Annotated in this window: 18 protein-coding genes and 1 pseudogene; all 19 read right to left on the bottom strand. The window is 35.5% G+C overall.

Annotated elements, in window-relative coordinates; all coding sequences use genetic code 11:
* Positions 1–58 precede the first annotated feature (58 nt).
* The gene (locus ACLLO5_RS14650; protein WP_413171249.1) at positions 59–628 is read right to left on the bottom strand and encodes an acyltransferase; all 570 of its coding nucleotides are present in this window, start codon (positions 626–628) and stop codon (positions 59–61) included.
* A 19-nt stretch (positions 629–647) separates the two neighbouring features.
* A complete protein-coding gene (locus ACLLO5_RS14645) occupies positions 648–956 on the bottom strand; it encodes a hypothetical protein (RefSeq protein WP_413171248.1) in 309 nt (102 codons plus the stop codon).
* 122 nt (positions 957–1,078) lie between these two features.
* On the bottom strand, positions 1,079–2,008 hold the full coding sequence (locus tag ACLLO5_RS14640; protein ID WP_413171247.1) for a glycosyltransferase family 2 protein: 930 nt from the start codon (positions 2,006–2,008) through the stop codon (positions 1,079–1,081).
* 86 nt (positions 2,009–2,094) lie between these two features.
* The gene (locus ACLLO5_RS14635) at positions 2,095–2,970 is read right to left on the bottom strand and encodes a sulfotransferase family 2 domain-containing protein (protein WP_413171246.1); all 876 of its coding nucleotides are present in this window, start codon (positions 2,968–2,970) and stop codon (positions 2,095–2,097) included.
* A 379-nt stretch (positions 2,971–3,349) separates the two neighbouring features.
* Positions 3,350–4,303, bottom strand: coding sequence for a glycosyltransferase family 2 protein (locus ACLLO5_RS14630; protein ID WP_413171245.1), 954 nt, complete (start codon positions 4,301–4,303; stop codon positions 3,350–3,352).
* Positions 4,304–4,542: 239 nt separating this feature from the next.
* A complete protein-coding gene (locus ACLLO5_RS14625) occupies positions 4,543–5,430 on the bottom strand; it encodes a GDP-mannose 4,6-dehydratase (protein WP_413171244.1) in 888 nt (295 codons plus the stop codon).
* Between the two features lie 5 nt (positions 5,431–5,435).
* Positions 5,436–6,737 (bottom strand): class I SAM-dependent methyltransferase, encoded by a 1,302-nt coding sequence (locus ACLLO5_RS14620; RefSeq protein WP_413171243.1) that lies wholly within the window; start codon positions 6,735–6,737, stop codon positions 5,436–5,438.
* A 15-nt stretch (positions 6,738–6,752) separates the two neighbouring features.
* Positions 6,753–7,859 carry a glycosyltransferase family 4 protein gene (locus ACLLO5_RS14615; RefSeq protein ID WP_413171242.1) on the bottom strand — a complete coding sequence of 369 codons (1,107 nt, stop codon included), beginning with the start codon at positions 7,857–7,859 and terminating at the stop codon, positions 6,753–6,755.
* Positions 7,856–8,749 carry a hypothetical protein gene (locus ACLLO5_RS14610; RefSeq protein WP_413171241.1) on the bottom strand — a complete coding sequence of 298 codons (894 nt, stop codon included), beginning with the start codon at positions 8,747–8,749 and terminating at the stop codon, positions 7,856–7,858. The genes ACLLO5_RS14615 and ACLLO5_RS14610 overlap by 4 nt, the downstream gene beginning before the upstream one ends.
* 149 nt (positions 8,750–8,898) lie before the next feature.
* Complete coding sequence (locus tag ACLLO5_RS14605) at positions 8,899–9,726, bottom strand: hypothetical protein (RefSeq protein WP_413171240.1); 828 nt, start codon at positions 9,724–9,726, stop codon at positions 8,899–8,901.
* A 200-nt stretch (positions 9,727–9,926) separates the two neighbouring features.
* Positions 9,927–10,946, bottom strand: a complete 1,020-nt coding sequence (locus ACLLO5_RS14600; protein ID WP_413171239.1) for a glycosyltransferase family 2 protein — start codon at positions 10,944–10,946, stop codon at positions 9,927–9,929.
* Positions 10,943–11,467: an acyltransferase gene (locus ACLLO5_RS14595; RefSeq protein ID WP_413171238.1), complete on the bottom strand. Its 525-nt coding sequence runs from the start codon at positions 11,465–11,467 to the stop codon at positions 10,943–10,945. Before ACLLO5_RS14595 ends, ACLLO5_RS14600 begins: the two co-directional genes overlap by 4 nt.
* Positions 11,457–12,710: an ABC transporter ATP-binding protein gene (locus tag ACLLO5_RS14590; protein ID WP_413171237.1), complete on the bottom strand. Its 1,254-nt coding sequence runs from the start codon at positions 12,708–12,710 to the stop codon at positions 11,457–11,459. Before ACLLO5_RS14590 ends, ACLLO5_RS14595 begins: the two co-directional genes overlap by 11 nt.
* Before the next feature lie 84 nt (positions 12,711–12,794).
* A pseudogene (gene cysC / locus ACLLO5_RS14585) lies at positions 12,795–13,373 on the bottom strand (adenylyl-sulfate kinase); the annotation flags it as partial.
* Between the two features lie 164 nt (positions 13,374–13,537).
* Positions 13,538–14,374, bottom strand: coding sequence for an ABC transporter permease (locus ACLLO5_RS14580; RefSeq protein ID WP_413171236.1), 837 nt, complete (start codon positions 14,372–14,374; stop codon positions 13,538–13,540).
* 55 nt (positions 14,375–14,429) lie between these two features.
* Positions 14,430–14,855, bottom strand: coding sequence for a hypothetical protein (locus tag ACLLO5_RS14575; protein ID WP_413171235.1), 426 nt, complete (start codon positions 14,853–14,855; stop codon positions 14,430–14,432).
* A gap of 191 nt (positions 14,856–15,046) precedes the next feature.
* On the bottom strand, positions 15,047–16,474 hold the full coding sequence (locus tag ACLLO5_RS14570; RefSeq protein ID WP_413171234.1) for a glycosyltransferase family 4 protein: 1,428 nt from the start codon (positions 16,472–16,474) through the stop codon (positions 15,047–15,049).
* Positions 16,475–17,016: 542 nt separating this feature from the next.
* Positions 17,017–18,267, bottom strand: coding sequence for a competence/damage-inducible protein A (locus ACLLO5_RS14565; RefSeq protein WP_413171233.1), 1,251 nt, complete (start codon positions 18,265–18,267; stop codon positions 17,017–17,019).
* A 61-nt stretch (positions 18,268–18,328) separates the two neighbouring features.
* Positions 18,329–19,378: a glycosyltransferase family 4 protein gene (locus ACLLO5_RS14560; protein ID WP_413171232.1), complete on the bottom strand. Its 1,050-nt coding sequence runs from the start codon at positions 19,376–19,378 to the stop codon at positions 18,329–18,331.
* Between the last annotated feature and the right edge of the window lie 84 nt (positions 19,379–19,462).

The raw sequence follows: 19,462 nt of genomic DNA, 5'->3' as shown, positions 1-19,462 counted from the left end.
TTTTTAAAATTGTCTAGTACCACCGTGAAGTCAAAAGTCAACAAGTTTATATTCATCATTAAATTCGCTCTTTAATCACTTTAGCAGGAACTCCCACAGCGATCGCACCAGAGGGTATATCTTTTGTTACCACACTTCCCGCACCTATGATAGCGCGATCGCCTATTGTGACACCTTTTAAAATTGTTACATTAGCTCCAATCCATACATATTCTCCAATGGTAGTAGGTTTAGAAATCATGGATTGTCCTAAAGGTGGTAAACTCGGATCGCATCCATGATCATGATCCGTAATGTAGCAACCTGGTCCAATAGCGCAATCTTTACCAATAGTTATTGATTCGGTTGCATCAATAAAGGTATGACGATTAATATAAGAATTTGCACCGATAATGATTTTGGAATGAGGAAGAGATTCACCGCTGCACACAAGAGTAACTCCCCTGTCAAGCGCACAATTAGCCTCAATTTCTATATCGCTATAGTTGCGTGGAATATCAACTTCCTTCATCCAGACATAACCGTGCAGTTTAACTCCTAAAGTACGATAATAATAATTACGCCAACGACTTTCTAACCCATCAATTAACCACTTACCTTTGAGGAAACAAAATTGTATGATGTTCATTGGCTATTGACTAATTTTACTAGGAAACCGCTTCTATTTGGAATTTTTTACTTAATTCTATACTCGGTTTTTCGACTAGTAAATAAATTATATACGCTGTTACAATAGCAAGAACGAAAGCTAGGAAAGCTATTACAAATCCACTAATAAAAAAAACTTCGACTCCTAACCATCCATATTTCAACATTAAAGATAATGGAGAAGGAAAAATGTTAGATAAAGGTTCACGGAGCGGTCCACCATTATAGAAATGAAATCCAGCCACAGCCATTGCGGCAAGATCCCGTAAGCCATCAATAAATATAAATCGACCTTTTGTATCCTTCATGTAATTTCGTTTTGATTTTTAAACCTTATTAATTAATATCATACATAATTCGTTCATAAAGCTTGATGTATCAATAAAAAAATCTCAATATATGAGTTGATAATAGTGTACTTTTATAAAAATTAGGCTGATACTATTTTGGTGATCGCTCGAATCTTTCCTGTCAATACTTTTGGTAAATCAAACCAACCCTGCAATTTTCTCAGTGAAGCGGCAAGTCCAAATAGTTGCAAAACAGCTAATTTACCATAATACTGTAATTCCTGACGACCTAATATTTGAGTCATCACATAATGGCGGTTCACTAAATCCATTTCTGCTAAAACACCGGGATCATTTTTATGGTCACCAGGTTGACTATCATGAAAAATGCGAGATGTACGAGCATTAACTAACTTCCAAAGCTTACCAACTGTCAAGGATAAGGTAACATCTTCCATCAGAGAATAACCTGTAAAAATATCTGCAAATAAGGGATGTGGTAATGCTTCGCGACGATAAAGAACACAAGTTGTATTTAACCATTCTACGGAAACTATTTCTGGTAAATCCTCCCGATCTTCTGGTAAGAGATTCATTGCAGGTCCAATACATTTACCTGCATAACTACTTTCATAACGACCGTGTAGGAATTGAAAAAGCAATCTGCTAATAAGTCCAGGAGGTAAATATTTCTGATTGGTAATCATTGAGTTAACTCCCCCAATGTGCGGATCACTTTGTAAAGCAGTCCACAATCTAGCTACACATTCCGGTTCAAACAAAATATCATCGTCTAGTAGCCAAATAGTGTTTTGAGTTGCATAAACCATCGCTTGATTGCGTTGAGTAGCAGCACCTACTTTTATTGCTCGATAATAGTGAATTTTGGTGATTAATTCTGGAATAAAACTTGTACAAATTTCTTTGGTGCTATCATCATCTGAAGCATCCACGACAATTATTTCTACAGGTTGTGCCGACTGTTGAGCTAAACTTTCAAGTGTCCTTCTTAAAGGCTCTGAACGATTTCGTGTCGGAACTAAAGCACTAATAGGCAGTTCTATTTTCATCTATCATGTATATAGTATTGAACCCTGATTAATTTTGCATTAATTATAGAATTAGTTTTGTTATAAACTACTTAACGATAACAATGCTAAAATTTTTTTAACTGTTTCAACATAAAATGTCTAGCTAAGTTATAGGTACTTCCAAAAGGTTGATACAACTGATTTATGCGTTTTTGCCTTTCTAGATTTTGGTAAAAATCTTTTTTTGATTCAGCAATTTGGTGTTCAAACTGTTTTTGAGCATATTCATACAATTCCAAATCTAAAGAATTTTTCTCCTTAATTATATCTATAATATTGTTATCAACATTATTTTGAATATGTTGATGTTGAGGAGTTATATTTTGTTGTATATAAAGCGGAACTCGCCAATTAAATGCCTGTTTTAGGAAAAAGAGGGTTTCATCAAATCGCTCAACTAATCCGACTACAGAAAATTGATTTTCCAAATTTTGCTTAACTGTTGTTAGTATTTCTTCATCACTATATGCAGGAACATTGCTAAGACCAAATAACATTTTTGTTTGGAGGTTATTATTACTCAAGTCACTGAGTATATAATTCTTAAGACTCATCTCTTTAACTTTTTCATGATTAGGCAAACTGGAACTACGACAAAGATAGTTATAGTGAGAAATTGTTCGACTCACTGGATTTCTGAGGAGAGTAAAATACTTGGCTGGACAAGATAAAAATTCATGTAGACCAAAAGCAAAATGTCCACGAATTAGTTTTAATTTACTACGCTGATATTGTTCTAATTCAGCCAATTTATAGCGATTTTCAATCCCGTCAAATCGGAAAGTACAATTTTTGCGGTATTGCTGGTTTATAATTCCATTAATTGTTGTACCTCCAGCCTTGGGAATATGGAGAAATATTATTATTTGTTCATCATGACTACGTTGTCCTAGATCGATAATTTCTGAGTTACTCAAGGAGAAAGATGCAGGTGTTTCCATTATTTTAATTAATCTGACAATTTTTTTAAATTAAGCCAATCCCAAGTAGTTATAAATACCAACCTGAGAATTTTAATCCAGTCAATTTTCGTAATTGTGCAATACCCTCAGATAATACCAGGGCTATTTCATTCTAATTTTCAATTTTTTGTGCCTTCATTAACGAAAATAAGTCGTTTCAGAGATTGAAAATTCTGTCAATTAATTTCTAAAAGCCAGTAAACTCGTTGCCTAATTCTAGAGTGAAATAGCCCTACAGATAATACTTATTTAATATACATTAAAATCTGCTCATTAACAACTGGGTATTGAACCTTTTCTTCAAAGAAAGAAGGAAAAAGATTACAAAAACGTAATCCAGATGGTAACTTAGATTGGTTTATTTATTTAAAGTAAGTAATTGTCTTTTGAATTTTGCCGTGATTTCAGCAGCTTCAAATCCCAAACAATGATATATTATTTGATAAAATAGAGGTGCTGTAGAACTTGGTAGTTTAAAACTATGCTCTGAATCATATATTTTTCTAATAATACTTTTAGCCCAACTCCCATTAAATAACCAAATCATCCTAGCACAATCAAACCTTGATTTATTGATTGCATAAAGACGCTCATTGTTGAGTTCATTAATTAACTTCAGATGTGATTCTAGTTTGTCTAGAATTTCCAAACGATGTTCATAGGTTAATGTTTTATCTTTTTTGCAAACAGTTGATTCACTCCATTGTCTATAAACTGAACCAGAATCATGACAATACTCAAATCTTTTCCCTGCTTTCAGAAGTCGTAAATATAATTCATGTTCTTGACAGCAAGGTTGATCAGATTTCCAACCGCCTACATCTAAAAGAGCCTGTTTTTTCCAAAGCGGACTTCCTGTTTGTGGTAAGTACCAAAGAGCTAATAAAATCCAGGGATCATGCGGTTCAGTAATAGACAAAATTTCTTGTTTCACGATTTCTGCTTCCCAATACTCAAATATACTAGGACTGTAGATTATATCAGCACTAGAAGCCTGCGTTAGAAAATTGATTTGGTTTTCAATTTTGGTAGGTAGTAAATAATCATCTGCATCTAGATATTGTAACCAATTTCCTGTACTTGTCTCTAGTAAACGATTCCGTGCAATATTACCACCGCGATTTTTACCTGTTACCCAACAAATAGCATCACCAAAACTTTTAATTACTTCTAAACTTCCATCTGTAGAACCATCATCGACAACAATTACTTCTTTATTAGGGTAGGTTTGATTTAAAGCACTTTCTATAGATTGTGCAATCCATTGTTCTGCGTTATAGCAGGGGATAAGAATGCTGACTTTTTGATTCATACTAAGTTTATAAAAATGATTTTTTTGGGTATTACAATATAATTAATTCTTACTATAGTGATCCTTCCTTAATGAGATGTAAACATTAAAAGACAGATATCTCCTTATAATTTACAGGATAAAACAAGAAGTTGGGGATATTGTATGTATGGTGAAATACTCTCCAATACAGGAGCATTCATAGGTAATACTTCACGAGAGTAAGCTGGTACCGATTTTATGTGAGGAATCAACTGCTTTTAAATCTTACCCAACATCATAATTTCAGCAAGCATATCAAAACTAATTTTTGGAAGCCATGAAAGTGACATAATAGTTTTAGGATCTGAAACTAGTCGTGAATAGCCAGAACTGAAATTTGGATTAAACTTAACATAACTATTCCAATCTTTACCCACAAACCTGAAGCATAAATCTAACCAGTCACGAATGGAGTAAGAAAGTCCAGAGCCAATTACGGCTTCATACACAATATCTTGATTAACCAAGGTTAAAATTGCCTCAGTTACATCTTGGGCAAATAACCACTCCTTTTGAATATCAATATTACCCAAATCTATTATTCTTTCCTCACCTGCTCCAATTGCTTTAGCTGCTTGAACAATTTTCTGACTTACATAGTAAGGCTTACGAAGAGAGCTTTCATGATGAAATAAGTAACCAACGTAAACTTTCAATCCAATTGAGCGAAAATATCGAGCGGCATATACAGACTGAATACGTGCCATGCTGTACGCATTGTTGCAGCTAAAATTTGCTGTTTCTGATATAGGGATATTCTTATTCTCAAATTGAAGTCCACTACCTGCAATGAATACTCTACAATTATTATTCAGTTTATATGCTGCTTCTAAAATAGTGACAGACCCACTAGAAATTGTTAAATAATTTTCTATCAAGTGATCATGTATTGTGCTGGAATTTGCTGCAAGGTGGAAAATATAATTTGGAGAATACGCATGTATAAGTTCTGAAGTTTTCAAACTGTCACACACATCACCTTTAACCCAGTTCCCAGTTATTCCTTGGGAACGAGAAACTGAAATAAAATCAATACCATCTCTCGATAAAAGTTGAGACAGATAATAACCATCCTGCCCAGAAGCTCCAAAAATTATCGCCTTCATACCAATTATTTAATAATGGGTATTGGAGAGTTTGATCCTACTATCTCAATATTAGGCAAAGGAAAGATGAAATTAACTCCTTTATTAAGGATTTCCTGCTCACGAGTCATAAATTCAGACTTGAAGTGCCACGGTAATACAAGATAGAAATCTGGATTCATTGCCCTAGACTCTTGTTCACTTATGATTGGAATTTCTGTACCTAGTGTATATGCCCCATACTTATCAGGATTTCTTTCCGCTGCATAATCAATAATACGATTGTCTATTCCACACCACTGTAAAATTGTATTACCTTTAGTTGAAGCTCCATAAATATGGATCTTTTTATTTTCCTTCTTTAATCGCTTTAATAATGAAATAAGATTATTTTTATGGACATTAATCCTATCCTGAAAATCTTTGTATGGTCTGTCAGTATCAAGTCCCATCTCAAACTCTTTCATTCTAAGTTGTCTTATATTTTTGCTGTAAGTTTCAGACTTATAGTCAAAATTGTTGTTATGAGTAGCATAACATCTGATACTTCCCCCATTAATATCATTGAGTACTACGTTGAATATTTTCATGTCAGCAGTTCTGAGAATGTATTCAATTACTGAAAGACTATAATACTCTAAGTGTTCATGGCAAATCGTATCGTAGGAATTCATTTCTAACATACTAGGCATATATGACATTTCAAATACCCATATTCCATGAGGGGCAAGAATTTTTTTGACTTCTTGCACGAATTTGACTGGGTCTTCCAAATCATAAAACATAGCAATCGAGGTTATGGCATCACATTTTTTTCCTCCAAGTCTAGATGCTAATTCGGCAGAGGGAAAAATATCTTGGACAATACAAATATTTTCTTCTAGTTCATCTTTCTGTATGTGTGTTGCAACATCAGAAGGATCAACACCATATTTATAGAAAGAATCAGGATACGACCTTAACAAGGTTCCATCGTTACAACCAATATCAAGAACTGTACAGTGTTGAGTGTTAGGTAGAATGCAGGATATTTCTTCAGAAATTTCTTTTAAATGATTCAACATAGTATTGTTTGTACCAGAACGATACCAATACACTGAGTACAATATTTCTGGTGGCACACTATGTTCCATTTGCAATAACCCACAAGCCTTTTCATCCTTTGTTGGGTTGCATCTAACTAATGATGTAGGGATTTTACGTAAAGGAGGATCATCTCTATCAGACTTTATAAAAGAACCTTGTAAATATTGATCTCCCAAGTTAATTACAGGTGTGAGTGATGAAGACCCACATACTCTGCATGTTTTTCTATGAATTAAGTGCATACTAGCCCCTTCCTTTTAGCTTATATGACATGGTAGATTAGATAAATATAATGCTTTTGTGCTTCTAGCAGTTTTAAGCCAAGACAGCTTATCACAACTTCTATCAATTTGCAAACTTAGATCAACCAAGTCCACCGTTTCAGATAGATTTAGAGAATTCATAAGTCCATTAGGGTCAGTATGATCATACAGTAGTGATGATGCTGTTTCACCAAGTAACTCCTGAATGGCTCCTATTTTAGGAGCTATTACAGGTATTGAGAATGACATTGCCAGAATAAGACTACTTGGAGAGGTTATTTGAGTAAAGGGCAAGACAGCAATATCAGCCGCACTATAGTAATATCCGAGAAGATTATCCGGAATAAATTCAGGAATGAAAATTATGCTTTTTGTAAGATCAATATCTTTTTTCAGTTTCTCGGCATAGTCATCATTTAAAGGCTGTCCAACGATAATAAGAATGCTATCCTTAGCATTTTCTTCCCATTGCCTCCAAGCAGTAATAAGTTGCTCTGTACCCTTATAGGGTCTTAAGTTCCCTTGGTGAAGAAATACGCGTTTAAATTTGTCAATCTGTAAATAATTACGTGACACATCTTTGCTGATTTTACAATCATAGATTCCTTTAAAATTTCCATAACTAATGATTGAAAATCTTTTCTCTGAAATCTTTAAATCGGAAGCTATTTCTGAAAGGTAGGATTGATTATGGATAATCATACTGTGAACTATTCTTGATAGTGCTTGTCTCACCCATAGTTCAATCTTGATAAATTTTGATTCATGAGACACTCTATTATGAATTGTCCAAATAATTTTAACCCCCAACATTCTTGCAATTAGTATATCGAGCAAGAACTTTAAAGAATAGACACTAAATACAAAAAGATTTTCTCCCTTAAGGTAAGGGTTGATCCAATGTATGTGCAGAATATTTATTTTTATGCTTTGACTTAAAATTGAGCGAGAAATTGGCAGTATGCGTCTATATCCTTTGGGAAAATCAACCATCACTTGTTCATCTTCCAACGCTCGCTTTAAAAGCGTCTGATAAGGATTATCCTTTGAATAATCCGGCATCATTAATACATGAATTTCACTAGGTTCATTAGACATCATTTTATTAATCCGCCCTGTTTTACCAACTGTCTAATTCCTTCTAAGTACATTAAGTGACGAATTCTCCCTACATAGTGTCGACTAGGACATCCTTTTATCCCTCTATCTAAACGAACATCATATTCTAGTGGCAATAGCTCCACACCAAATCTTGAGCTACATAATGCAAAGAGAGTTTGCTCAATTCGCCAGAAGTGACCAATAATATTGGGCAAAGCCAGAAACTCTTCCATCCAATCCAGTTTGAGAGAGGCCTTGTGAATTAGCCCCAGCCCGGAATTAAAGCGATCAATGGGAGTAAAATTACAATGTTTTTCTACAACGATGGGATCAACGGTGTAGGCGCTAGCAACATCACCATTGACTGTATTCAGAGTATAAGCTGGATCTTCAATACGTTGGATCAAAACAGTTGGTTCTTGAAAGAAAAGTACATCGCTGTCTAGCAACAACATACGATCGCTCTCTAAATATAGAGCAAAGTCAAATACTTTCGGTGATAAGTGATTTGTCTTACGAAACTCCAAACAGCGAGGATAGGATGATAGTAATGCTAAAACCTTTCTGTCAGCTTGTTTTCTGTCAATAATCCGCGCATCTGGAAAGTGATATTGTAAAGTTGAGATATTTTCCTGAGTTAGAGTTCCATCATCATGAATACATAAAGCATATTGACGCTTAGAAAAATGATAAAAAGATTTTAATGTCCAGACTAAATTTAGCCAGTCATTTGCAGAAGTTAGTACATGAATTTCACAATCTTTACTAGTCGTATCTTTGATAGGTAAGGAACTAAGAATTTTATGTCTAACGACATCACGATAATAAGCAGTTCTCAGACCATGCTGATAATTTTGTTTGACTTTGAGGAGTAAAGAACCAATAGACATAATCAATTAAGGGTTTATAAATTTTATAACTTTCTGTTAAACTTTGGAATGAGAGAATAATTGTAAAACCTGGGTAATTATAAATCGCGGCTACACAGAAATTTAACAACAGATTCAAATATTTTAAATTATTGAGGAATTTGAGTTAATTAAATTAGATTATCTAAAACCCATGAATAGAGTTCATTTTCATTAATTAATCTATTTTTTAATTCTGCTTCTATAAGTTCATCCTGAAAAAGTAATTTAAGTAACTTAGCTTCATTTTGATAAGATTTATTATCAATTTTATTCATATGTTCAACATTAAATTTCTGTTGCAGATGAGCAGATATTTTATTAGTAAATAGATCTATGTGTTTAACTACACCCACAACATCAAAACACTCTAAAGTAGATTTAGCTTCTTGATAACTACCTCTACCAAACATATTGGCATAAAGACTTAGTTGAAAACAACCTTCGTTGGAATTATAAAATTTAAGCAGTTCCTCACGCTCATGAATAATAAACTTTTCATCTCCCTGATTCTCCAAGTTTGGGGCATTTTCGTACTTTAACATCCAAAGCCGAACTTTACGATAGATGTAATTGCTTTGGAGACGAGAATAAGGTTCTCGCAAAAGCGTGATACAAAAAAATGGATTTAGGCTCTTGAGATATTTAAGAGCATTGTCATTTATGGGAAAATGTCCACTTAAGTAAGTTGAACCTTGTTGAGCGGCGTAAAGTAATAAAAGGGTTGCAGATTCTCCAAAATCCGCAAGACTACCTTGACCTGTAAGGGCTATATTAGCGCGACGCAACATCTCAAAATCAGGTCGAGTTCCTACAATACGAAATTGATCACGAAAAGCTTGATCAATTGATGTACCTGCACATTTAGGAATATGTGTAAAAAGGATTGGAACAGGAAGAGTTGGCTTTAGATACTCTATTTGTTTTCTATAAAAAGCTTTAATACTGCGTTGAATCATAGTAGATGAGCGTAATTAGACCAAATTCATACTTACAGGTAAGGCAAGTGACTTTAATATCTTTCTCCTTTTAGCAAATTTATTTATAACAATTCTAAATTGTTGATAAAATAAAAATGGTTACAAGGCTTGTAAATGGGTACTTTTTATCTCCATATTTTCTCACGTTTCAATTCAGATTGCTATAGCTTTGAAATAATTTATGAATTTAATCGAGTGAGCCAGTTTTTAAATCTTGCTTTGAATGATGAAACTAGCAATATTTGGGGATATTGTGCAATTAATTTGATTGTTTTAACCCAACGTATTAATTTTCCTTCGTTATTGCTGACAGATTTTTCAATCATATGTAAAAATTTGACTTGATATAGCCATTTCCCTTGAAGCATTAGCCGCTTTTTGAGAGAAATATTTACATTTTTATCCCAAAGAATAGGACGTACTAAATCTAGTAACTCATTAGCTACTTCTTGACTCTGATTAGACTTTTGCTCAGTAGTCAATCGAAAACAAGATAATTCAGAATCTATTCTTTGAACTATACCTCCTTCTTGAATAATTCTGCACCAATAGTCATAATCCATCACAAAGTAAAGTTCTTCTTTAAATAAACCAACTTTTTCTGTAATGCGTCTTGTCCAAAAAACTTCAGGCTGAACAAATTGACGTTTTTTCCACCATACATCCCACAAATTTAAAATCTCTTCTAGCTTTTGGATATTACCAAACTGCTCACCAATTTTTTCACCTTCCTCATTTACATAACGACAAATTCCATGCAGTAAGTCAGTGTCAGGAAATTGGCGAAAATGTTCAGCAACTTTAAATAGTGTTTCTGGTAGATAATAATCATCACTGTTAAGATAAGCGATGATATCACCTGTTGCTTTGGCAATACCTTTATTAATAGCATGAGTTTGACCATTATCTGGCTCACTTATCCAATAAGATATAGAGCTTTCATATTTTTTAATTATCTCCAGAGTATTATCTGTACTACATCCATCAATAATTATATATTCTATGTTTGGATAGCCTTGCAGTAATACTGAACGAATAGTTTCTTCAATAAAATGTCCTTGATTGTAGCTAGGCGTAATAATACTAATACGAGGGTAAGTAGAAATATTTAGTATTTCTCTTGTCACATATTGATGCTGACGAGTCCAAGGCCAATCTGATTTATGCAATGAAACTGAATACAAATCATCTAAACTCATTGTTCTATTTGCTTTTGTATATTTCTATATTTATAATGTTTGGCTGGACTACCAAAAACTATTGAATATGGTTCAACATCTTTGGTAACTACTGAATTCGCTCCTATAACAGAGCCTCTACCAATAGTTACACCAGGTAAAATTACTGAATGCGTACCTATCCATACATCTTCTTCAATAACTACTCTTTTTTTAATAGATGTATGATGCATATCCTGTTGTTCATAGTCATGGGTAACTGAAGTAATGGCAGTATGAGATCCAATCATCACACGATCACCAATTTTAATTTCGCCATGACACCACATATGTACATATGTTCCAATTGTAACTAAGCTACCAATTTCCAGATTTCCAGGCGAACTTATATAAAATGGCCAATAAAACTTGCATCCTTCACCATGACTTTTTAACTGCTGTATCAGAGTATATTTTTGGCTTTCTAGCAAATAATCATTAATTTTCCTGAAAAATTTTACTCTGATGGGTATTATAAATTCTCTAATTCTTTTACTCAGCATACCAAGTGCCTTGAATACTTATTTTACCTAAACGTTGATCATATTTATTACCATTGATAAATGCTGATTCTACATAAAATGATTCTGCAAATTCTACCCAATCTACAAAATTTTTATTCTTATCAAAGATTCCTGCTGATATTGTATATTTACCAGGCATTAAGGGGTTAATAAATTCTACACTTATTTTTCCCTGATTAGAAGATGGTTTTATATTACTAAGAGAATCTCTTTGAAATAAACTCGTATATACTTCTCCATCTTCTAAATTGTAGATCAGTACAAAAAAATTTAATTCGTCTACTGATTGATTGATTTTATATTCAATTGATATTTTTAATTTTTCAAAAATAGATAATACTATATCAGAATTTTTAAAATTATTTATGGTTATCTTTTCTATTTCTGCTTTACCATTACCTTTTATATGACTATATATTTTCTGTGAATAAGATATTTTTTGAGTAATTTTCTGCATATACTGAAATATGGTTTCATAAGGATCTCCTTGAAAAATTAAGTTGCCTTCATATAATAGAAATCCACGATTACATAATTGTTTAACAGTCGCCATATTATGGCTAACAAATAAAACGGTTCTTCCTTCTTGTCCTACTTCTTCCATCTTTCCCAGACATTTTTGCTGGAAAGCGGAATCCCCTACAGCTAGAACTTCATCTACAATTAAAATCTCTGGTTCTAAATGTGCGGCTACGGCAAAGGCCAGCCTTACATACATTCCTGATGAATAACGCTTTACAGGTGTATCTAAAAATTTCTCTACTTCTGAAAAATCCACAATTTCATCAAACTTGCGCTTAATTTCGGACTTACTCATTCCCAAAATTGCACCATTCAGAAATATATTTTCTCTCCCAGTTAATTCACCATGAAAACCAGTCCCAACCTCCAATAAACTAGCAACTCTTCCTTTTATATTAATGCGCCCCTTCGTTGGTTCTGTAATTCTACTTAAAATCTTCAATAGGGTTGATTTTCCCGCACCATTACGCCCAATAATCCCAACTCTATCCCCTTGCTTAATTTCAAAAGATATATCCTTCAAAGCCCAAAATTCTTCAAAGGCAGGATTTTCCGTTTTAGCGTTGGGATTGATGAAACTACCAAGAGATTTAATTTGATTAGTTATTACATCCCGCAGTGCGGTATAACGTTCCTGTTTTTGGTGTCCAATAATATATTTCTTACTGAGGTTGTCAATGCGAATAACTGTGTCTGACATAGGTACAAATTTTGTGGAGATAAACATTAACTATGAGCAAAGTTAATGGTTCTCATATTATTACAAATAATTTAAATGAGAGAATTATAAACAAGCAGAAGAAGCAGAAATATTACTACATAAGATGTCAAATTTCTCTATTACTTTGGCCACGCTTTGTCCAATACCTTCTTGTTCTGTCAAACACTCAACTTCTGGGTTTAAAGGTGGTTCATAGGGGTCATCAATACCTGTAAAAAACTTTATTTCCCCTTGACGCGCTCGTTTATACAAACCTTTAACGTCACGATCTTCACAAATTTTCAAGGATGCATTGACATAAACTTCAATAAAGTTATTGCCAATTTTCTGGCGTACCTCTTGCCGCACATCACGATATGGTGAAATAGCAGAAATCAATACTACCACACCATTTCTAGTTAATAAATCAGCAACAAAACCAATTCGTCTAATATTTTCGTCTCGATCTGCTCTGCTAAATCCTAAATCTTTGGTGAGATTTTGTCGAACTATATCACCATCTAAAACTTCGACTTTGATTCCACGACTTCTTAATTGTTTTGCTACTTCGCTACTAATAGTGGTTTTGCCAGCACCACTCAATCCTGTAAACCAAATTGTTGCTCCAATATCTTTCATTTTTAACTCCTTGGTATCATTGGTATATCAAAGTTTATATTTGCAGCTTTTCTGTGGGTTTAACTGCTATTGTTAGTTAGTGTTGGATGCAGAAATGTTGAATACTATAACCAAACTTTATATGGTGACATATAAGTGCCTCTGAGTGCCAATAATATGATTAATATTATTTCTGAAAGTAAGTGTATCTAAATCACGTCTGCAAATTTCCTTTCCATCTTGCGAAAATACCAAATCCCACTAAAAAATAGTGACAATACGAGGAGCAAAGACAGGATAAAACCTGGTAAGTATAAATTTGATTCACCACCTAAAATTGCCCAACGAAAACCATCAATTACTCCTACCATTGGGTTTAAGGAGTATATAAACCGCCACTGTTCAGGAACAAGGCTGCTACTAAATCCTACTGGTGATATGTACAGACCAAACTGCACAATAAAAGGTACTATATAACGGAAATCCCGATATTGAACATTCAATGAAGCAAACCATAATCCTGCTCCCATTGAAGCAGCAAAGGCTATACTAATGAATAAAGGTAGGGTCAAAATTCTCCAACTGGGTACAAAGTTGTACCATGCCATTAATGCTAATAAAATCATTCCCGAAATCATGAAGTCTACAAAGCTCACTACTACGGCACTTGTAGGTACTACTAATCTGGGAAAATAGACTTTGGAAATTAGGTTAGAATTGGTAGTCAGACTGGTGCTGCATTCTGAGAGAGAATTGGCGAAAAACTGCCAAGGTAACATTGCAGAAAAAACAAGGATGGGATAAGGCACACCCTGAGATGGCAATTTTGCTAATCGCCCAAACACGACTGTAAACACCACCATTGTTAAAAAAGGACGAATTAAAGCCCAAGCGATACCAATGCTTGTTTGCTTGTATCGAACTAAAATATCTCGCCATGCCAGGAAATAAAATAATTCCCGATAGCGCCAGAGGTCTTTCCAGTATTGTCCTTCGCTTCTTCCGGCTTCAATTATTAATTCTGGCTGGGAAATTGTGTCTTTCATATCAGAAATTTTCTTGCTGCCAAGCTCAATACAATGGTGTAAATTATCATCATCTTTAGTTAATCACCCAAAAATCTTTTATGCTGTTACCACCAGTAATCTGTGATTGCCTGAAGGTAAACTCTCCTACAGAGGGATTTCTATGGGGATTAATAACTCCTGTTGCTTGTTGCCAAAGTTCTGCTGGTGCTAATGATAAGTGATATACAGATTCACGTTTACGGACGTGATACCATTTGGTTGCCTGGCAATGTTCACACCAAAATGCTTCTAACCACTCTCCCTCTAAAGGAACTGTGGTTTTGGCTGCTACTAAAATCAGGGCTGCTTTTCGTTTTATGCCTCTCTCTTGTAATTGTCCTGCACGTTCAGCAAATAAGCTGTATTTTTGACTCATACTGTCCATGTAGCAAGAATGTACTGGACAATAAATAGCTCGCCGTTTGGAACGATTCCGATTTCGGTCACACCTTCTCTGCACTTTGGCCTCCCTATAAGTTTGATATAAAAATATCACAAGAAGGTTACGTTGGAGGGACTGAGATCAACAAGACCATCAAAGCCCTGCTCCTAATTTATAAAGTTGAGTTATTAAATTGGAAAAACTAAGTTTTGTGAATTAGTTGGATATATTAGCACATCTGTGAGCATTGGCATAGTGCAACTAATAAACTACAAATTTGATTTTTCTAAAACCCGGAAATATTCTTTGGCTATGATTTGCGGCGTAAAATTTGACTGCAAATAATGCCGTGATGCTTTGCCCATAAGTTCTGCTAGTTGACGATCACTACTCAGCAAACGAATAAATTCAGCTAGAGCAAGACTATCTCCATTCTCTACACACAGCCCACAGTTGCCTTCAGCAATGAGTTGTCGCAAATAAGAATATTTTGAACAAATCGCTGCTATTGGTCTTCCAGCCGCTAATGCTGGGTAAAGCTTGCTGGGAGCAACAAGACTTTCCATGCCATTCTCTACACTGACTAAGGAGAGGTCGCAAGCTGTCAGGGAGTAAGGGAGTACCTGTTTGTCTTGATACGGCAGAAATAAAAAATTGGTTAGTCCTGATTTATTTACTGCCTCTATGAAACTTTTTCGTTTTGCTCCACTACCAATGCAAACAAACTGAATAGGTTCGTTTCGTAGTTGCTTGGCAGTTTCCAGAATGGTATCCATGTCGTGACACCTGCCCATATTACCAGAATAGAGGACAGTGAATTTATTGACTAAATTATGTTCTTGGGCAAACCAATTCTTTTCTTTGTCAATGGGTACAATTAAGTCAGGATCTCCCCAACTATGAATCACAGATACTTTATCTGCTACTTCTGGACAGATTGCTATGACTCTCTTTTTCATATCAGGACTGAGAACCACAATCCCTTTGGATTTACGCCAAATCATTCGGTTCAGTTGCCGCCAAAACCCTGCTAGCCAATGATTTCTTTTGATTACTTCCAAAGCGATCGCAATATCGGGATAAAGATCATAGATCAAGCAAACGTAAGAAATTTTCAAACACAGGTGTGCTAGATATCCGGCGATTGGTAAAAAAGGTGGCGCAGATGTTACTAGAAACACATTGTGCCGACGGAAATTTCTGATAATATGAAGAAAAGCACGCAGTGTAAATAGGACACCATTTACTGCTTTGCCACGAATCCTTCCCGACCAAACTTGGGTAGAGCGCGATCGCCGAATACGAATAGCACCTTCTTCCTCAACTGACGGTGCATTCGCGGTCGAAAAAGCATACCCTGGTTGCCCTGTAAATACCTCAATATTTACCCCTTGTTGCTCTAACTGTTTCACCAGTTCTTCAATCAACTGTCCAGTAGCCGCGTAGTCTGGCGGAAAAAATTCCGTTATTATGGATACCTTAAATGATTTGGTAACGGAGTTTTCATTATTTTTAGCAGCATCAGATAAGTTTATGGCAGATAAACGCGATGCTGTGAATTTTTTCTCCTTATAAATTTGTTTGCTGTCACTAATTGGTTTGGTGCCTGTTTTTAATACGTCAGTATTATCTTCAAATTCCTGAGTTGGCGATGCTGTAGGATTAGAAGTTGTTGACTTTTTCGGCCAGAATGCCATGAGTGTAGTTTCCTGTAGAAAATTTTTATGCTTACAGGTAGGTAAGATTGACAACAATTAACCAGGAAATATTCTTCCTCAATCGCTAGTTGTTCTTTGGTTAATTTTAGATCACCTGTTATCAAACGCTGTTATTGTAACTGACCACAGGGTAAATACCTGTTCGGGGAAAACTGATTCTCTAAAAAGGACTAAGGAATATCACTGCTCTCAATAATATATCTATTTGCATAGCTACTGAGAGAGGATGCAGAGAAAATAAAGTTTTCAGGCATTTAGTTGAGTAAAGTAGATAAAAAAGCATGATAAAAAATTATCGTGAGTAAGAAAATACACTAGAGACAATCTTCATCAAATTTTGATAAACTTGTTCTATATGTATATCAGAATCAAACTATCTGGAAAAGTTTCCTGATCATTTTTTTGACATCATCATATTTTAATATCTAACAATTAGCAATTATACTACTAATCATCCAGAGAACCAGGTCAAATTAGCTTCTACTGTACTGTTATAGACTGGAATTATCACTAACTCTGTCCTAACGCTTCAATAAACTACGCCGCAAATTATCTAAAGCCTGACAGGCACTCAGATAACGAATAAAAGACCGATGCCGCATTGCCCCAAATCTGTACTCATAACTTTTTACTTCATCTCCTGAGCCAGCTAAACCAATATATACTAACCCCACTGGTTTTGCCACATTTCCCCCAGAAGGACCAGCAATTCCCGTAATACTTAATCCCCAAGTGGTTGAGAGACGAGCTTTTACACCCACAGCCATTTGTTCTGCGACAGTAGCACTTACTGCCCCAAAGTTATCTAAATCTTCTGGGTTAACTCCTAATAAACCAACTTTTACCGAATTGTCATAAGAAATTACTCCACCCAAAAAGTAATCAGAACTACCAGAAATGTCTGTCAACATTTGCCCCAGTCCACCACCAGTACAAGATTCTGCTACTGATAAAGTTTCACCTGATGACCGCAATAATTCACAAACAACAGAAGCTAAAGTATCATCATCAGCACCGTAATAATCTAATCCACCTATTTCCCGAAGTTGTTTTTCAATTGGTGCAATTAAATCAGCTGAGGCTGTGGAGTCAGATGCTTTAGCAGATATTCGCAGCCTGACTTCTCCGTTACCTGCATAAGGGGCTACTGTTGGGTTCGGTAAATTCAGATAAGCAGATACTTTTTCTGCCAAAACAGATTCACCAATACCCCAAAATTTTAAACTCCGGCTGTAAATAATTTCTTTGCCCCAACCTTGACTTTTCAGAAAAGGTACTGCTGTTTCTGACCACATTCGGTGCATTTCGCTAGGAACACCAGGGAAGGTAAAAATTGTTAATCCAGGTCGGGGTTGCCAAATAATACCTGGTGCTGTTCCTGTAGGGTTAGGTAAAATTTCTGCACCTTGGGGAATTAATGCTTGTTTACGGTTACTAGGAGACATTACCCGACCGCGTTGGGTGAATTTGTCAGTTATATCTTCAATAATTTCGGCGTTTTCAACCAAAGGAACACCAAAAAAATCAGCAATGGTTTCACAGGTGAGGTCATCGGGTGTAGGGCCAAGACCACCTGTGAAAATGAGAATTTGCACTCTGGAAGCAGCAATTTCGATAACTTGCTTAATTCGTTCGGGATTATCTCCAACTACTGTTTGATAGTAGTGCGGAATTCCTAGTTGTGCTAACTGCTGGGCAATAAATTGGGCATTGCTGTTCAGGATATCTCCTAGTAGCAATTCAGTACCAACACAAATAATTTCTGCACTCATGGGGTTGGGGGCTGGGGGTGATGAGGAAGTAATTTTCCTGGTTAATGACTAATGACCACAATTAGGATTGTCGAGACAGTTTCCAAACTCGCCAAATGGCAAAACTTAACAAAGAGGTAGAAGCACAGGCGTAAGTCATACCGCTGGGAATGCCAGCAATAGCTAATGCTAAACTACCTACCCACAGAGTTAAAGAATAAATAAACAATACTGTTAATCTATGGGACAAACCTACTCTTAAAAGTCGGTGATGTAGATGGCTGTGTCCATCAGCTACCCAAGGTAATTTACCCCGGCGCAGTCGGGCTAAAATGACAGCTGACATATCAACAATTGGTACTGCCAAAATCAAATATGGCAATATGACAGCGGTAAAAGCGGGAACTTTCACTAACCCAATTACACCGACAGCGGCTAAGGTGAATCCCATAAAATAAGATCCACCATCACCCATAAATATTTCGGCAGGGTTGAAGTTATAGCGAAGAAATCCTAATGCTGCACCAGCTAAGGCGGCTGCAATTAAGGCGGCTGCTGGTTGATGCATAAATAAGGATACGAAGAGCATGACTACAGCTGCAATTCCAGTTACTCCAGCGGCTAGTCCGTCTAAACCATCAATCCAGTTGATAGCATTTACCATTCCTACTAGCCAAATTACTGTAATTGGTAAGCTCAACCAGTGTAAATTAACTATGCCAATTGTGGGAATGGTAACAAAATCTATGCTGACTCCTGCTTTCCATGCACCAGCTGCCACAATGACTTGTATCAACAGGCGTACTAAGGGGGATAGGTTTAATAAATCGTCTGTTAAACCAATGAGAAAAAAGCCTAAACCACCTAGTATGACACCCCCAATTTGCCATTCTTTGTCCGGTGGAAGATTTGCGAACCCCCCCAACCACCAGACAATTAAGAGGGATATGAATGTACCGGCAAAGATTGAAACTCCTCCCAGGCGTACCATCGGACGTTGATGAATTTTTCTGCCTCCTGGTTTATCTAAATGTCCGCTTTTGATACCAATTTTTTTGACATCGGGTATAGTCCAGAGAACGACTATGGCGGCGATAAGGAAGGCAATCAGATGATAAATCTGAGCAGGCATTGGTATTTTTTAATATGTAGTTGTTATGAGCAAATTTGTGTGAGAGCAATTCTATCTATATGTACTGCATTTGGGACATCTATC

It is taken from the genome of Anabaena azotica SJ-1, from assembly GCF_047275885.1.
Taxonomy (GTDB): domain Bacteria; phylum Cyanobacteriota; class Cyanobacteriia; order Cyanobacteriales; family Nostocaceae; genus Trichormus_B; species Trichormus_B azotica_A.
The sequence above is the reverse complement of the archived record's forward strand: the minus strand, read 5'-3'. Positions and strand labels throughout refer to the sequence as shown.

Coding starts and splice junctions, on each gene's coding strand:
- ACLLO5_RS14650 (WP_413171249.1), bottom strand. CDS start 628: ATGAACATCATACAATTTTGTTTCCTCAAAGGTAAGTGGTTAATTGAT.
- ACLLO5_RS14645 (WP_413171248.1), bottom strand. CDS start 956: ATGAAGGATACAAAAGGTCGATTTATATTTATTGATGGCTTACGGGAT.
- ACLLO5_RS14640 (WP_413171247.1), bottom strand. CDS start 2,008: ATGAAAATAGAACTGCCTATTAGTGCTTTAGTTCCGACACGAAATCGT.
- ACLLO5_RS14635 (WP_413171246.1), bottom strand. CDS start 2,970: ATGGAAACACCTGCATCTTTCTCCTTGAGTAACTCAGAAATTATCGAT.
- ACLLO5_RS14630 (WP_413171245.1), bottom strand. CDS start 4,303: ATGAATCAAAAAGTCAGCATTCTTATCCCCTGCTATAACGCAGAACAA.
- ACLLO5_RS14625 (WP_413171244.1), bottom strand. CDS start 5,430: ATGAAGGCGATAATTTTTGGAGCTTCTGGGCAGGATGGTTATTATCTG.
- ACLLO5_RS14620 (WP_413171243.1), bottom strand. CDS start 6,737: ATGCACTTAATTCATAGAAAAACATGCAGAGTATGTGGGTCTTCATCA.
- ACLLO5_RS14615 (WP_413171242.1), bottom strand. CDS start 7,859: ATGATGTCTAATGAACCTAGTGAAATTCATGTATTAATGATGCCGGAT.
- ACLLO5_RS14610 (WP_413171241.1), bottom strand. CDS start 8,749: ATGTCTATTGGTTCTTTACTCCTCAAAGTCAAACAAAATTATCAGCAT.
- ACLLO5_RS14605 (WP_413171240.1), bottom strand. CDS start 9,726: ATGATTCAACGCAGTATTAAAGCTTTTTATAGAAAACAAATAGAGTAT.
- ACLLO5_RS14600 (WP_413171239.1), bottom strand. CDS start 10,946: ATGAGTTTAGATGATTTGTATTCAGTTTCATTGCATAAATCAGATTGG.
- ACLLO5_RS14595 (WP_413171238.1), bottom strand. CDS start 11,467: ATGCTGAGTAAAAGAATTAGAGAATTTATAATACCCATCAGAGTAAAA.
- ACLLO5_RS14590 (WP_413171237.1), bottom strand. CDS start 12,710: ATGTCAGACACAGTTATTCGCATTGACAACCTCAGTAAGAAATATATT.
- ACLLO5_RS14580 (WP_413171236.1), bottom strand. CDS start 14,374: ATGAAAGACACAATTTCCCAGCCAGAATTAATAATTGAAGCCGGAAGA.
- ACLLO5_RS14570 (WP_413171234.1), bottom strand. CDS start 16,474: ATGGCATTCTGGCCGAAAAAGTCAACAACTTCTAATCCTACAGCATCG.
- ACLLO5_RS14565 (WP_413171233.1), bottom strand. CDS start 18,267: ATGAGTGCAGAAATTATTTGTGTTGGTACTGAATTGCTACTAGGAGAT.
- ACLLO5_RS14560 (WP_413171232.1), bottom strand. CDS start 19,378: ATGCCTGCTCAGATTTATCATCTGATTGCCTTCCTTATCGCCGCCATA.